We start from the raw sequence: 13,194 nt of genomic DNA, 5'->3' as shown, positions 1-13,194 counted from the left end.
TCTTCTAACGTGCGGGCCCGTGAACATTCTGCGAACGCTGCCTGTCGAGGACGTCCTCGCCCGGGGTGAGCGGAGCGGCTTGGTCCGCAGGCTCACCGGCAAGGAGCTCGTCGGGTTCGGCATCGGAATCATCATCGGGACCGGTGTTTTCACCCTCGCCGGGGTGGAGGCCAAGGACCACGCCGGTCCCGCCGTGGTGCTGTCCTTCATCATCGGCGGCATCGTGGCCGCGCTGGCGGCGTTGGCCTACGCCGAGCTGGCGTCCGCGGTGCCCACCGCGGGCAGCGCGTACACCTACGCCTACGCGACGCTGGGTGAGCTGTTCGCCTGGATCATCGGCTGGGACCTGCTGCTGGAGTTCGCCCTGGGCGCGGCGGTGGTGTCGCGGAGCTGGTCGGGCTACATCGCCAACCTGCTCGGCCTGCCGGAGGCGTGGTTCGGCGAGGACGCCACCATCAACCTCGGTGCCATGCTGATCATCGCGGTGCTGACCGCGGTGGCGGTGATCGGCATCCGCGAGTCGTCCTGGGTGACCAACGCGCTGGTCGTGGTGAAGGTCGCCGTGTGCGTCCTGGTCATCGTGGCGGGCCTGTTCTTCTTCACCGGCGCCAACCTGGACCCGTTCATCCCGCCGGCGCAGCCCGCCGAGAGCGGGGCCAGCGTGCTGGAGCAGCCGCTGGTGTCGGCCCTGCTGGGCCTGGACCAGTCGGTCTACGGCTTCGGCGGCGTGCTCACCGCCGCCGCCATCGTGTTCTTCGCCTACACGGGCTTCGAGGCGCTGGCGAACCTCGGCGAGGAGACCAAGCGCCCGCACCGCGACCTGCCGACCGGCTTGCTGGGCAGCCTGATCGTGTGCACGCTGCTCTACGTCCTGGTGGCGGTCGTGCTGGCCGCGATGGTCGACTACCGGCAGATCGACGAAGGTGCTCCGCTGGCCGCGGCGTTCCAGTCCGTCGGCCAGCCGTGGGTGGCCGCGCTGATCTCGCTCGGCGCGGTGACCGGTCTGACCTCGGTCATGATGGTGGAGCTGGTGACGATCGGGCGCATCGGCTTCGCGATGAGCCGCGACGGCCTGCTGCCGCCGAAGCTGTCGCAGGTCCACTCCAAGTGGGGCACCCCGCACCGGATGACCATCGGCGGCGCCGTGGTGATCATGCTGCTCGGCGGGTTCATCCCCATCTCGGAGCTGTCGGACATGGTCAGCATCGGCGCGCTGTCCGGGTTCCTGATCGTGGCGCTGGCCGTGCCGGTGCTGCGACGGACCAAGCCGGATCTGCACCGGCCGTTCCGGATGCCGCTGTCGCCGGTGCTGCCGGTCATCACCGCCGTGGCGTGCCTGTACCTCATGTCGAACCTGGACGTGGTCACCTGGCTGCGGTTCGCCGCGTGGCTGGTGCTGGGCCTGGTGATCTACTTCGCCTACGGCCGCACGCACGCGCACCTCGCGCGGCGCGGCGCTCAGCCCTCCGAGGACTGAGCGACGGGCACCGCCGATCGGAGCTACGGTCGGTGGTGCCCGGAGTCCACCACCTTGGAGGTTCGATGAATCCGGAGACGCCCGAGGCCGACGCCGCGGAGCAGCTGCGCCGAGCCGAGGACCTGCCCGAGGACGACGAGGCCGCGCCGACCGAGACGCCGTTCGACGCGGACCCGGCCGACGTCTCCGAGCAGTACCGGGCGGTCCCGGTCGAGGACGACTACGACCGCTGATCGCCGGAGACGACGCCGGGCCCCGGTTGCCGGGGCCCGGCGTCGTGTCAGGGCAGGACCCGGGTGGGGTTGAGGATGTTGTGGGGGTCGAGGGCGCTCTTGATCGCGCGCGAGGCCCACAGCCCCGTCTCGTCGAGCTCCCGCCCCAGCCACGCCCGCTTGAGCTGGCCGACGCCGTGCTCGCCGGTGATGGTGCCGCCCAGGTCCAGGCCGAGCTGCATGATCGCGTCGAAGGCCCGCTGCGCGCGTTCGGTCTCGGCCGCGTCGGTGTCGTCGAAGGCGACCACGGGGTGCATGTTCCCGTCACCGGCGTGCCCGGAGCACAGCACCTGCACGCGGTGCTGCTCGGCGATGCGCTGCAGCCCCTCGACGAGGTCGGCCAGGTGCCTGCGCGGCACGCACACGTCGTCGATGAGCAGCGACTTGCCGAGCTTCTCGTGGGCGTCGCCGACCAGCCGGCGGGCCTGCATGAGCATCTCGCCCTCGGCGGCGCTGTCGGAGACCACGACCTCGGCCGCGCCCTGCGCGCGGGCCACCTCGCCGAAGACGGCGAGGTCGGCCGGGGCCTGGTCGCCCCGGTCGGACTGCACCAGCAGCATCGCGGCCATGCCCTCGGGGAACCCGAGGTCGGCGATCTGCTGGACCGCCTTGACCGACGAGGCGTCCATGAACTCCAGCACCGAGGGCCGGTGGCCTCCGGCGAGGTAGCCGGTGACGGTGCGGGCGGCGTCGACGACCTCGGGGAAGAACGCGACGGCGGTCAGCGGCTGGGCTTCCGCCGGGCGCAGCGCCACGGTCACCTCGGTGACCACCCCGAGCGTTCCCTCGGCGCCGACCACCAGCCGCGTCAGGTCGTAGCCGGCGACGCCCTTGGCGGTGCGGCGGCCCGCGCGCATCACGCGGCCGTCGGCCAGCACGACCTCCAAGCCGCGGACGAAGTCACCCGTCACGCCGTACTTCACGCAGCACATGCCGCCGGCGTTGGTGGAGACGTTCCCGCCGATGGTGGAGATGCTCCGCGAACCCGGGTCCGGTGGGTAGAAGAGGCCTTTCTCGGCCACGGCGGCGGCGAGCACCCCGTTGACCACGCCCGGCTGCACCACAGCCAGCTGCTCCTCGGCGTCGACGTCGAGGATGGCGTCCATCTTCTCCAGCGACAGCAGCACGCACCCGTCGAGCGCGTTGGCCGCACCGGACAGGCCGGACCGCGCTCCCTGCGGCACGACCGGCACCCGGTTGTGGTGGGCCCACTTCAGCACCGCCGCGACGTCTCCGGTGTCGCGCGCCCGCACGAGCGCCAGCGGGGTTCCCGCCGGGCAGAACGTGGCCCGGTCCCTGCTGTGCGCGGCCAGCACGTCCGGGTCGTCGAACACGCGGTCCGCGGGCAGCAGCTCCCGCAGCGCATCGGTGGGGGTCATCGACTCTTCTCTCCCAGGCTTCGAACGCAGGTCCTCCCGGTGCGAACCTAGACGGCCGAACGGTCCGATCCCAGCCCGTGTGACCTTCTCCCCTCCGCTGCGGGTCCGACGTCAGTTGATCCCGGGGAGGATCATGGTGATCCAGACGACGACCGGGGTGATGACGACCATGGCACCGCCGTAGAGGGCGAGACCCTTGAACACCGAATCCCGTTCGGGCTCGCGGGAATTGGCGAGCATGATGGCGCCGCTGGTGGAGAACGGGCTGATGTCGACCACCGTCGAGGCGATCGCCAGCGCGGCGACCATGCCCGCCACGCCCACCTGCCCGGCGGCCATGAGCGGCACCGCGAGCGGGATCAGTGCGCCGAGCAGGCCGGTCGACGACGCGAAGGCCGACACCACCGCACCGATGAGGCACAGCAGGAACGCCGACAGGAGCGGGACGCCGATGCTGCTGACCGCGTGGCTGACGTAGTCAACCGTGCCCAGCTCCTGCAGCACGCTGACGTAGGTGAGCACACCGCAGATCAGCAGGACGGTCGGCCAGGTGACGTTCTTGACGGCGTCGCGGTGCGCCTGCGGCGAGATCACGCCGAGCACCACGGCGACGGTGATCGCCACCAGGCCGATGTCGAGTTCCAGGAACAGCGTCAGCACGACCATCGTCAGGATGCCCAGCAGGGTCAGCGCCTTGTCCCTGCTCATCTCCACCCGCGCCAGCAGCGCGTCGTCGCGCGCCGCCCCGGGCGCGTCCGCCGGAACCCGCGGCTCCGCGGGTTTCCGCCCGCCCAGGAGCACGAAGGCGACCGCCGCGAACACCAGGTTGAGCGCGAAGCTGGCGGAGAAGAGGAACAGCGGGCTGCCGGACAGCCCGCTGTCGTCGACGACGCCGTTGACGATGACTCCGAACACCGAGATCGGCGAGAAGCCACCGACCATCGTGCCGTGCACGACCATCACCGACATCAGCAGCGGGCTGATCCCGTGCTGGGCGGCCAGTCCCATCGCGACCGGGGCGATGATCGCCACGGCCGCGGGCGGGACCGCGCCGATGGCCGTCAGCAGCGCCGAGACCGCGAGCATCACCCACGGCACCAGCGCGAGCCTGCCCCGCACCAGTTGCACCGACCGGTAGACCAGCCAGTCGATGGTGCCGTTGGCCCGGGCGATGGCGAACAGGTAGGTCACGCCGACGAGGACCATGAAGATGTCGCCGGGGAATCCGGCGAGGATGCCGTCGGAGTCCATGCCACCGGCCAGCGTGCCGACGAGGAACGCCGCGGCGAAGGCCAGCGCTCCCATGTTCACCGAGAACACGCCGGTGATGACGAAGATCGCGACCAGCGCCAGGATCGAGATGAGCTCGGGGGACATCGTCACTCCCCCGATCTGCCGGTCAGCTCGGCGATCGCGGCGGTGACTCCGCCTGGCCGGTGCGGGACGCCCGCCAGCCCGAGACCTGCTTCGACCACGCCGAGCGTGCCGAGCAGCGTGGCGTCGTTGAAGGCGCCGAGATGCCCGATGCGGAACACCTTCTTGGCCACCTTCGACAGTCCCGCGCCCAGCGAGGTGTCGAAGCGGTCCAGGATGATCTCGCGCAGGTGGTCGGCGTCGTGATCGGGCGGCATCAGCACCGCCGTCAGGGCGCTGCTGCGGTGGGTCCCGGGCGCGGTTCCCGGTGCGCGGCAGAGGACTTCGAGACCCCAGGCGCCCACTGCGGCCCGGGTCGCGGCGGCGTGGCGGTGGTGCCGGGCGAAGACCTCGTCGAGCCCTTCCTCCAGGAGCATCGACAGCGCTTCGCGCAGGCCGAACAGCAGGTTCGTCGGCGGCGTGTAGCGGAAGTAGCCCTGCTTGCCGGAGTCGAGCATCGGCTGCCAGTCCCAGTACGACTTGAGCAGCGTCGAGGACCGCGCCGCCAGAAGCGCTTTGGCGCTGATGGCGTTGATCCCGATGCCCGGCGGCAGCATCAGGCCCTTCTGAGAGCAGCTGATGGTGACGTCGACGCCCCAGTCGTCGTGCCGGTAGTCCACCGATCCCAGCGAGGAGATCGTGTCCACCAGCAGCAACGCCGGGTGGTCGGCGGCGTCGATGGCTGAGCGCACCGCCGGGATGTCGCTGACCACGCCGGTGGAGGTCTCGTTGTGCACCACCGCGACCGCCTTGATCCGGTGCTCGGAGTCGGCGCGCAGCCGCTGCTCGATGGCGCCTGGATCGGCACCGCTGCGCCAGTCCCCCGGGATCGTCTCGGGCCGCAGTCCGAGGGTGCTCGCCAGTTCGGACCAGAGCGCGGAGAAGTGCCCGGTTTCGCACATCAGGACTTCGTCGCCGGGCGAGAGCGTGTTGACCAGCGCGGCCTCCCACGCCCCGGTTCCCGAGGACGGGTAGATCACGACGTCGGCGGAAGTGCGCACCACGGCGCGGAGTTTGTCGAAGACCTCCAGGGCGAGGTCGGCGAATTCCGGGCCCCGGTGGTCGATGGTGGGCTTGGCGATCGCGTGCAGCACCCGGTCGGGCACGTTGGTCGGTCCCGGGATCTGCAGGAAGTGGCGACTGCTGGCAACGGACATTCGTTCCTCCACGGTGAGGACGCTCTTCCGGCATGTGAAAACCAAGTCTCGGTGGCTTGAATTCTGTAGACAGCACGCCGATCATGTCAAGTGGCTCACTTCCCCCTTGACAACGGTTCTAGCTGGTCACAGCCGTGAAATCGGCTGGAAAACGCTGGAGGGAACACCCAGTGCGCAATGCCGCCACCGCAGGGATCGCCGCCGAACTCGCCCGAAACCTGGACGGCAACGTCCGTTTCGACGACTACACCCGCCACCTCTACTCGACCGACGCCAGCATGTACCGGGTCCGACCCGTGGGCGTGGTCTTCCCACGTCACGCCGAGGACGTCGCCACCACCGTCCGGTTGTGCTCGCAGGCCGGGGTCGCCGTCCTCCCCCGCGGCGCCGGGACCAGCCACTGCGGGCAGACCGTCGGGGACGCGGTCGTGCTGGACTTCTCCAAGCACATGAACCGGATCCTGGAACTGGATCCGGAGAACCTGGTGGCGCGGGTCCAACCCGGACTCGTGCAGGACGAGCTCAACCTCGCGGCCGGCGCGCACGGGCTGTTCTTCGCCCCGGACACCTCCACCAGCAACCGGGCCACGCTCGGCGGCATGATCGGCAACAACTCGTGCGGTTCGCGCTCGGCCCGGTACGGGATGACCATCGACCACGTCGAACGCCTGGAAGTCGTTCTCTCCGATGGGACTCCGGCATCCCTGGGACTTGGTAATCCCTCCACTTCGGACGGTCTTCTCGGCCGGATCCACCAGCGGTTGCCCGAGATCGTCGGATCAGCACGACCCGGCCTGGCCGAGCAGAGCCGGCAGTTCTGGCGGCGCGCAGGAGGTTACCGGCTCGACCGGCTCGCCGAGGGCCCGTTCGACCTCGCGAAGTTCGTCGTCGGCTCCGAGGGAACGCTGGTCACCGTGACCGAAGCGACCGTCCGGCTCACGCCCAAGCCCCGGGCCACCGTCATGGTCGTGGGGCACTTCGACTCCACGCCCGCCTGCATCGCGGGCACCGACGCGGCGATGCGCACCGGGGCCGCCGGGATCGAGATGGTGGACAACTTCATCCTCGACCTCGCCCGGCGATCGCCCGAGCACAGGCACCTCTTCGGTGCGCTGGAAGGAGATCCGCGCGCGCTGATGTTCGCCGAGTTCTACGGCGACACCGTCGAGGAGGCCCGCGCCGGTGCCGCGGAACTCGTCGACGCGTGGCGCAGCGAAGGACACGGGTACGCGACACGGCTGGCCTCCACCGACGCGGAGCTCACGCCGCTGCGCGCGCTGCGCAAGTCCGGGCTAGGACTGCTCATGGCCGCGGGCAACTCCACCGAGCGGTCGGTGGCCTTCGTCGAGGACACCGCCGTGCCCCCGGAACACCTGACCGAGTACACGACCCGGTTCGCCAAGATCCTCGACGACCACGGGTTGCGCGCCGGGTTCTACGGGCACGCCTCGGCCGGGTGCCTGCACGTGCGCCCCTTCATGGACCTCACCCGTCCCGATCAGGTCGCCACCATGCGCGAGGTCGCCGAAGAGGTCTGCGACCTCGCGCTGTCCTACGGCGGGGTGAACTCCAGCGAGCACGGGGACGGCTACGCGCGCAGCGAGTTCAACCGGAAGATCTTCGGCGACACCGTGTACGAGGCGATGCGCGGGGTCAAAGCCCTCTTCGACCCGTCCGGCATCATGAATCCCGGCAAGATCGTGGACGCCCCGCCGATGACCGAGAACCTGCGCGAACCCACGATCCCCGTGGCCGCACCCGTCGAGACGCACTTCGACTTCACCCGCTACGGCGGGATGCGGGGCGAAGCCGAGCGCTGCCAGCGCATCGGCGCCTGCCGCAAGCCCGAGACCTCCGGCGGCGCGATGTGCCCCTCCTTCATGGCCACCCGCGACGAGGAGCACTCCACCCGGGGCCGCGCGAACGCGCTGGTGCTCGCGCTCTCGGAGCCCGACCCGAAGGCGGCGCTGGGCGGCGAGCGGCTCACCGAAGTCCTCGACCTGTGCCTGGAGTGCAAGGCGTGCCAGCACGAGTGCCCCATGTCGGTGGACATGGCCACGCTCAAGAGCGAAGCGCTCGCCCACCGCCACGAGCAGCACGGGACCGACCTGCGCTCGCGGATCTTCGGCGCCACACGGCGGCTCTACCGGCTGGGCGCGGTGGCCGCGCCGCTGTCGAACCTGCTCGCCCGGCCGCGCCCGGTGCGCGCGCTGATGCAGCGGATCGCCGGGATCGACAGCCGGCGGCCGCTGCCGCGCTTCCGCCGCGACGACCTCGTGCGGTGGAACCGGTCCCGCCCCGCCACTCCGACCGCTGCCGGGGTCACCCCGGGTGAACGAGGTGAGGTGGTGTTCCTCGCCGACTCGTTCACCAGCCACACCGAGCCCGCCATCGGGCGGGCGGCGATCCGGCTCCTCGAACACGCCGGCTGGCAGGTGCGGGTCGAATCGGGGGTGTGCTGCGCTCGTCCGCAGATCTCCAAAGGGCTGCTCCCGCGCGCCAAGGTGGTCGCCGCGAAGCTGGTCGACGAGCTGGCGCCGGAGGCCGAGCGCGGCGTGCCGATCGTCGGCTGCGAGCCGTCGTGCGTCTCGACGCTGCGCGACGAGCACCCGAAGTTGCTGGGCGACTCGCGGGTGGCCGCGAGCGCGAGCCTGGTCGAGGACCTGCTGCTGGAAGCACTGGAGGACGGCACCTTGAAGCCGCGCCCGGGACCAGCGAAGACGCTGTTCCACGCCCACTGCCACCAGAAGGCCGTGCTGGGCACGGCGTCATCGGCGCGGCTGCTGGATCATCTCTCGGAGGTCGAGGTGCTCGACGCGGGCTGCTGCGGCATGGCGGGGTCGTTCGGGTTCGAGACCGAGCACTACGAGCTGTCCATGACCATCGGCGGCCAGCGCCTGTTCCCGTCCGTCGAGAGCGCACCGGACGCGACGATCGCCGCGACGGGGGTCTCCTGCCGCCAGCAGGTCGCCCACGGAACGGGCCGAGAGGCCAAGCATCCGGTGGAACTCCTCCACGACGCCCTCTTCGGGTGACGGGACCGCGGCCGGTGACGGTTTTGGTCCGAACCGTCCATGATCAATGTCCCTTTTGCCCGGACAGTTCAGACCAAAACTGCCCACCGTCGAGCAAGCCGCCGCGAGGACCACCCCCGGAAATCCCAGTTTTAGTCCAAACCGAGGGGCTTTCGTGCCCGAAATGTCCACTCAGTTAGGACTAAAACTGGGAACTGCCGAGCACGGCGCAGGTCGGATGGTCGGGTCTGGGACTGGTGCCGGTCAGCCCGGCCAGAGGCCGAAGAGGGAGGCGAAGCCCTCGCGCCAGCTCGGCCAGGTGGGTTTCCAGCCGAGGGTCTCGCGGAGCCGGAAGTTGCTGGCTCCGCGCTGCTCGGCGAGCTGGTGCACCGTCAACCAGTCCAACTGCGACTTCGCCTGCGCCGCGGTCAGCGCCACCGGAGCGGGAGCGTCGGCCATCCTCGCGTAGGCGGGCAGCCACTCGCTGGACTCGGCGGGCTCGTTGTCGACCACGTTGTAGGCGCCGGGGTCGCCGCCCTCCAGCAGTTCCAGGATCACCCCGGCCGCGTCGTCGACGTGGGTGAACGACGTGAGCCCGACACCATCGCCGACGAGCGGCAACTCGCTGCCGACGACGCGCGCGTGCACGTCGCCACCGGGCGCGTAGTGGGTGTCCGGTCCGTACAGCGCGCCGTAGCGGAGCGACACGCCCTCGATGCCGGTCCGGGTGAACAGCTCCTCCTCCATGGAGGCGAGCGCTCGCACCACGTCACCCCAGCTCCCCGGGGCATCCACCCACAGCGGTGAATCCTCTTCGAGAACGTCGTGCCCGTGCGGGCGGTAGGCGGCGGTCATGCCCTGCGCGATGAACCGCCTGGCTCCGGCGCCGACCGCGGCGTCGAGCAGGTTCTTGGTGCCGCGTTCGCGCAACTTCGCGGTGCGCCGCAGAGCTTCCTGCGGGTCCGCGGTGCCGAACGAGGAGGTCTGGTCGATCACGACGTCGGGCGCGCTGCGCCGCAGCTGTATTCGCAGCGCGTCGGGTTCGAGCACATCAGCTGCCACCACCTCGTCGGCGGACAGCTCTCCCAGTCGGTCACTCCTGCGCCCCAGCGCGGTCACGTGATGACCGCGCTCCCGCAGCAGCGGCAGCAGAGCTCTTCCGACCACACCGGTCGCACCGGCGACAACCACACGCAGGGGCATTCCCCGAAACCTCGCACCTGGTCAAACGTCAGCGAGCCCTGAGGCTACCCCGGGAGTCCTTGCCCCATCGGGTGAAACTCGCCGGTGATCGGCGAGAGGGAGATCATCTGCGACGAGTGGCGGCCGGCGCCCACGGGCCGCCACTCGTCGCAGACGAACGCGGAAGTCTCAGACCGTGCGGATGCCCGCCGCCTGAGGACCCTTGGGTCCCTGGGCGATCTCGAACTCCACGCGCTGGTTCTCCTCCAGCGTGCGGAACCCGGTGGCATCGATGGCGGAGTAGTGCGCGAAGACGTCAGAGCCACCACCGTCCGGGGTGATGAACCCGTAGCCCTTCTCGGCGTTGAACCACTTGACCGTACCGCTAGCCATTCCTTGTTCTCCCGTTTCTGCTGACCGGGGTCCACACTGCGCAGATCCCTGGTTGCCGAACCGGTCACCGGCAGCCCGCCGAGCCGCACCACGGCACGAAAAAAGCGCCTGCGTTCTGGCAGGCGCTTTCCCAGCACTGCAAGGACCAAAACCGCAACCAGAAGTCACGCTAGCACCACGGTTGCGGGTTGTCACACGTTGATTGCAGGCAGTCAACATGAGACGGTATCCGGTCCACCGCAGGCCTTTTCACGCGGTTCACACGTCTGGACGCAAGACGGGGTCCCCGGGTCGTACGACCCGGGGACCCCGACGAGGCCGCTCATCACGGGATGCTCAGCAGCGCCTCCCCGCTCTCCTCGGCGACCCTGTTCTGCTCGGTGCGCTGCTCGGCCAGCATCAGGGCCGCGTCGCGCGGGGTGTGCCCCTCGGTGTCCCACGCCGCCAGCAGCAGCGGGATCTTGGCGAGCATCTCCTCACGCAGCACCTGGAAGGACAGCACGGGGTCGGCGTCGACCCGGCCCAGCAGCAGCCACCAGGCCCAGGCAGCGGCTCCGGCGTTGGCCACGAAGTCCGGGATGACCGGGATCCCCTTGGTCGCCAGCATCTCCTCGGCCTCGGGCGTCACCGGGTTGTTGGCCGCCTCGACGATCACCCGCGCCGTCACGTCCGGCACCTGGTTGGTGCCGATGGCGAAGGAGACCGCCGCCGGGATCAGCACGTCGACCTGCTGCGAGAGCACCGCCTCGCGCGGCAGGTGCTGCACGTCGGCCGGGACCTGGTCGCGGTCGATCTCGCCGAAGCGGTCACGAGCCTCCAGCAGGGCCGGCACGTCCAGGCCGTCCGGGTGGTGGAGCGTGCCCTTGGCGTCGGCGAGGGAGACCACCTTGAGCCCGGCCTCGTGCAGGTAGAAGGCGGCGCCGCCGCCCATCGTGCCCACGCCCTGCACCGCGACCGTCGTCTCCTGCGCGGCCCAGGAGCGGGAGTGCACGACGCCCAGGCAGCACTGCGCCACGCCGTAGCCGCCGACCACGTCGCCGAGCAGGAGGCCGCCCGGCACCGGCGCGTTGAGCCCGGCCCGGACCCGGCGCAGCGTGCGCTCCGCGTCCGGCGCCCGGCGGATCGCCGCGTGGTAGGACTGGTGCATTCCCAGCTCTTCGAAGGCCTCGTCGATCAGGTGCTGGGGGACGCCGAGGTCCTCGGCGGTCACCCAGTGCGCGTCCAACCACGGCCGCATCGCGTGGAGGTAGCGCCGGAGCACTCCCTCGGCCTGCGGATCCTTGGGGTCGCAGTCGATTCCGCCCTTGGCTCCGCCCACGGGCAGCTCGAACACCGCGGTCTTGCGGGCCATGCCGCGGGCCAGGTGCTCGACCTCTTCCATCGTGCAACCGGCTCGCATCCTGGTTCCACCGGTCGCAAGGCCGGATACCAGGGTGTGCACGACCAGGAAGCCATTGCTCCCCGTCACCGGATCCGTCCAGGTCACCTTCATGAGCGGTTCGCCGCCTACGAGTCCCATGGGCGAATACCTCCTTTCAGAGCGCATACGAGATGGATCAACGTGATGGGGCTATGCCGAGATGGGGCGGTGATCCGCCCTGCTAGCCGGGAAGCCCGATCAGATATCGGATAAGAGGGGTCTGATCGAGGGGAGAAGGTCCGCAGACCCGGCCGGACGCGGAAGGAGATTCAACTCAGTTCGCACAAGACCACCTCCCGCATCCGCCCGAATGGCTCGAAGCTAAGGCCGGGGAGTTGAGATTGTCAACAATCGTCGGTTCGGACAACCGTTACGGCGTCGAAACGGGTGCATGTCGGCGCGTGAAACGGGCGTATCCGGTTGGTGCGTAACGAGATCAACTCACCTGGCCCCGCCGGGGCCGCGTTGGTCCTAAGCTTCTGATCGAAGGCCTCGTGATGCCTTCACCGCCCCCTCGGGAGCCCGCCGTTCGCGATCGGACCGACGGCCTCGGAGCGCGGTCACGGCGTGCATCGCCCCGCTGCACGACTGGAAGGATGGGAGTCATGAGTCAACCTGACCCGCCGGGTTCGCTGGACGAGGCCTCGCAGCAGCAGCTGATCCAGGAGATCGGCCGAGCGATCGTGGGTGCGCTGCCTCCCGGCTGGCAGGAGTCCACGACCGAGTACCGCGCGGTCGGCGACCACGTCGAGACCCTCTCCCGGCTCATCGCCCCCAACGGCAGCGCCATCCCGCTGGCCGCGCCGGCCGGGGTCGCGGACCTCTTCGCGCGGTTGCGCAGCGGCATGTACCAGTCCGACCGGGGCACCTGGGTCAGCGCGGTCTACCGGCTGCAGCGTCCCGGGAGCTTCGCGGTCGACTTCAACGGCGACACCGAGCCGGACTGGCGGACGCCGCCCCCGGCTTCGGCCTACGCCCAGGAACTGCGCCTGCACCCGCGCCCCGCCGAGGTGACGCCGCAGTGGCTGGCCGGAGCCTCGGCCCAGCCGGCGCAGGCCCAGCCCGCCCCGGCATCGGCGTCGCTGCGCACGGCCGAGGTGTTCGACGACCGGGGCAACCCGATCACCGAGCGCGCCGAGATCGGTCGCGCCGAGGCCGACCGCGTCGCGGAGTACTTGGAGAAGGCTCCGATCGTGCTGGCCGCGCGCAGCTACGACAACGACCGGATCGACCCGCAGCGGACGGCGTCGGTGCCGATGACCTTCCACACCGACGGCAGCTGGATCTGGCCGGGCGCGGTGGGCTACTACCTGCGCCAGCACGGCGTGGCACCTGAGCCGGACCTGCTCAACCACATCCGAGCGCAGGGCTTTCACCTCCCGCAGGTCTCCGAACCGCAGCGCGAGCTGGCGGTGTCGGTGATAACGGGAGACCGTCGGTAGCAGCGGTGGCGGGAGGAGGCGGTTCGGGACGAGCCGACTCCTCCC

The 13,194-nt window shown here is 70.2% G+C and carries 10 protein-coding genes; 4 read left to right on the top strand and 6 right to left on the bottom strand.

The genetic code is table 11. The features are described 5' to 3' along the window. Positions 1–19 precede the first annotated feature (19 nt). Together ACYVF3_RS24035 and ACYVF3_RS24030 are read left to right on the top strand one after the other, a co-directional pair. Entirely contained in the window at positions 20–1,477 is a 1,458-nt protein-coding gene (locus ACYVF3_RS24035) for an amino acid permease (protein ID WP_461156519.1), read from the top strand. Between the two features lie 65 nt (positions 1,478–1,542). Further along, complete coding sequence (locus tag ACYVF3_RS24030; protein WP_461156518.1) at positions 1,543–1,710, top strand: hypothetical protein; 168 nt, start codon at positions 1,543–1,545, stop codon at positions 1,708–1,710. A gap of 47 nt (positions 1,711–1,757) precedes the next feature. Here the strand turns inward: ACYVF3_RS24030 and ACYVF3_RS24025 are convergent, their stop codons facing one another. The 3 genes from ACYVF3_RS24025 to ACYVF3_RS24015 form a co-directional block, all read right to left on the bottom strand. Next, the gene (locus ACYVF3_RS24025) at positions 1,758–3,128 is read right to left on the bottom strand and encodes an FAD-binding oxidoreductase (protein WP_461156517.1); all 1,371 of its coding nucleotides are present in this window, start codon (positions 3,126–3,128) and stop codon (positions 1,758–1,760) included. Between the two features lie 111 nt (positions 3,129–3,239). Next, positions 3,240–4,505 carry an SLC13 family permease gene (locus tag ACYVF3_RS24020; protein WP_461156516.1) on the bottom strand — a complete coding sequence of 422 codons (1,266 nt, stop codon included), beginning with the start codon at positions 4,503–4,505 and terminating at the stop codon, positions 3,240–3,242. A gap of 2 nt (positions 4,506–4,507) precedes the next feature. Continuing rightward, the gene (locus ACYVF3_RS24015) at positions 4,508–5,698 is read right to left on the bottom strand and encodes a pyridoxal-phosphate-dependent aminotransferase family protein (protein ID WP_461156515.1); all 1,191 of its coding nucleotides are present in this window, start codon (positions 5,696–5,698) and stop codon (positions 4,508–4,510) included. Between the two features lie 170 nt (positions 5,699–5,868). On the opposite strand from ACYVF3_RS24015, the gene ACYVF3_RS24010 reads away from it, so the two are divergent. Further along, positions 5,869–8,733, top strand: a complete 2,865-nt coding sequence (locus tag ACYVF3_RS24010; protein WP_461156514.1) for an FAD-binding and (Fe-S)-binding domain-containing protein — start codon at positions 5,869–5,871, stop codon at positions 8,731–8,733. A 243-nt stretch (positions 8,734–8,976) separates the two neighbouring features. Here ACYVF3_RS24010 and ACYVF3_RS24005 read toward each other — a convergent pair whose 3' ends face one another. The 3 genes from ACYVF3_RS24005 to ACYVF3_RS23995 all read right to left on the bottom strand — a co-directional run bounded on the left by ACYVF3_RS24005 (position 8,977) and on the right by ACYVF3_RS23995 (position 11,806). Beyond that, positions 8,977–9,915, bottom strand: a complete 939-nt coding sequence (locus ACYVF3_RS24005) for an NAD-dependent epimerase/dehydratase family protein (protein WP_461156513.1) — start codon at positions 9,913–9,915, stop codon at positions 8,977–8,979. A gap of 168 nt (positions 9,916–10,083) precedes the next feature. After that, the gene (locus ACYVF3_RS24000; RefSeq protein ID WP_145739725.1) at positions 10,084–10,287 is read right to left on the bottom strand and encodes a cold-shock protein; all 204 of its coding nucleotides are present in this window, start codon (positions 10,285–10,287) and stop codon (positions 10,084–10,086) included. 325 nt (positions 10,288–10,612) lie between these two features. Beyond that, a complete protein-coding gene (locus ACYVF3_RS23995; protein WP_461156512.1) occupies positions 10,613–11,806 on the bottom strand; it encodes a Glu/Leu/Phe/Val family dehydrogenase in 1,194 nt (397 codons plus the stop codon). 506 nt (positions 11,807–12,312) lie between these two features. Between ACYVF3_RS23995 and ACYVF3_RS23990 the strand changes: the two genes are divergently transcribed. Then, positions 12,313–13,149 (top strand): hypothetical protein, encoded by an 837-nt coding sequence (locus tag ACYVF3_RS23990; protein WP_461156511.1) that lies wholly within the window; start codon positions 12,313–12,315, stop codon positions 13,147–13,149. The last annotated feature ends 45 nt before the right edge of the window (positions 13,150–13,194 follow it).

This window comes from Saccharopolyspora tripterygii (genome assembly GCF_054778355.1).
This window is presented reverse-complemented; position numbering and strand designations above follow the sequence as displayed.

Coding starts and splice junctions, on each gene's coding strand:
- ACYVF3_RS24030 (WP_461156518.1), top strand. CDS start 1,543: ATGAATCCGGAGACGCCCGAGGCCGACGCCGCGGAGCAGCTGCGCCGA.
- ACYVF3_RS24025 (WP_461156517.1), bottom strand. CDS start 3,128: ATGACCCCCACCGATGCGCTGCGGGAGCTGCTGCCCGCGGACCGCGTG.
- ACYVF3_RS24020 (WP_461156516.1), bottom strand. CDS start 4,505: ATGTCCCCCGAGCTCATCTCGATCCTGGCGCTGGTCGCGATCTTCGTC.
- ACYVF3_RS24015 (WP_461156515.1), bottom strand. CDS start 5,698: ATGTCCGTTGCCAGCAGTCGCCACTTCCTGCAGATCCCGGGACCGACC.
- ACYVF3_RS24005 (WP_461156513.1), bottom strand. CDS start 9,915: ATGCCCCTGCGTGTGGTTGTCGCCGGTGCGACCGGTGTGGTCGGAAGA.
- ACYVF3_RS24000 (WP_145739725.1), bottom strand. CDS start 10,287: ATGGCTAGCGGTACGGTCAAGTGGTTCAACGCCGAGAAGGGCTACGGG.
- ACYVF3_RS23995 (WP_461156512.1), bottom strand. CDS start 11,806: ATGGGACTCGTAGGCGGCGAACCGCTCATGAAGGTGACCTGGACGGAT.
- ACYVF3_RS23990 (WP_461156511.1), top strand. CDS start 12,313: ATGAGTCAACCTGACCCGCCGGGTTCGCTGGACGAGGCCTCGCAGCAG.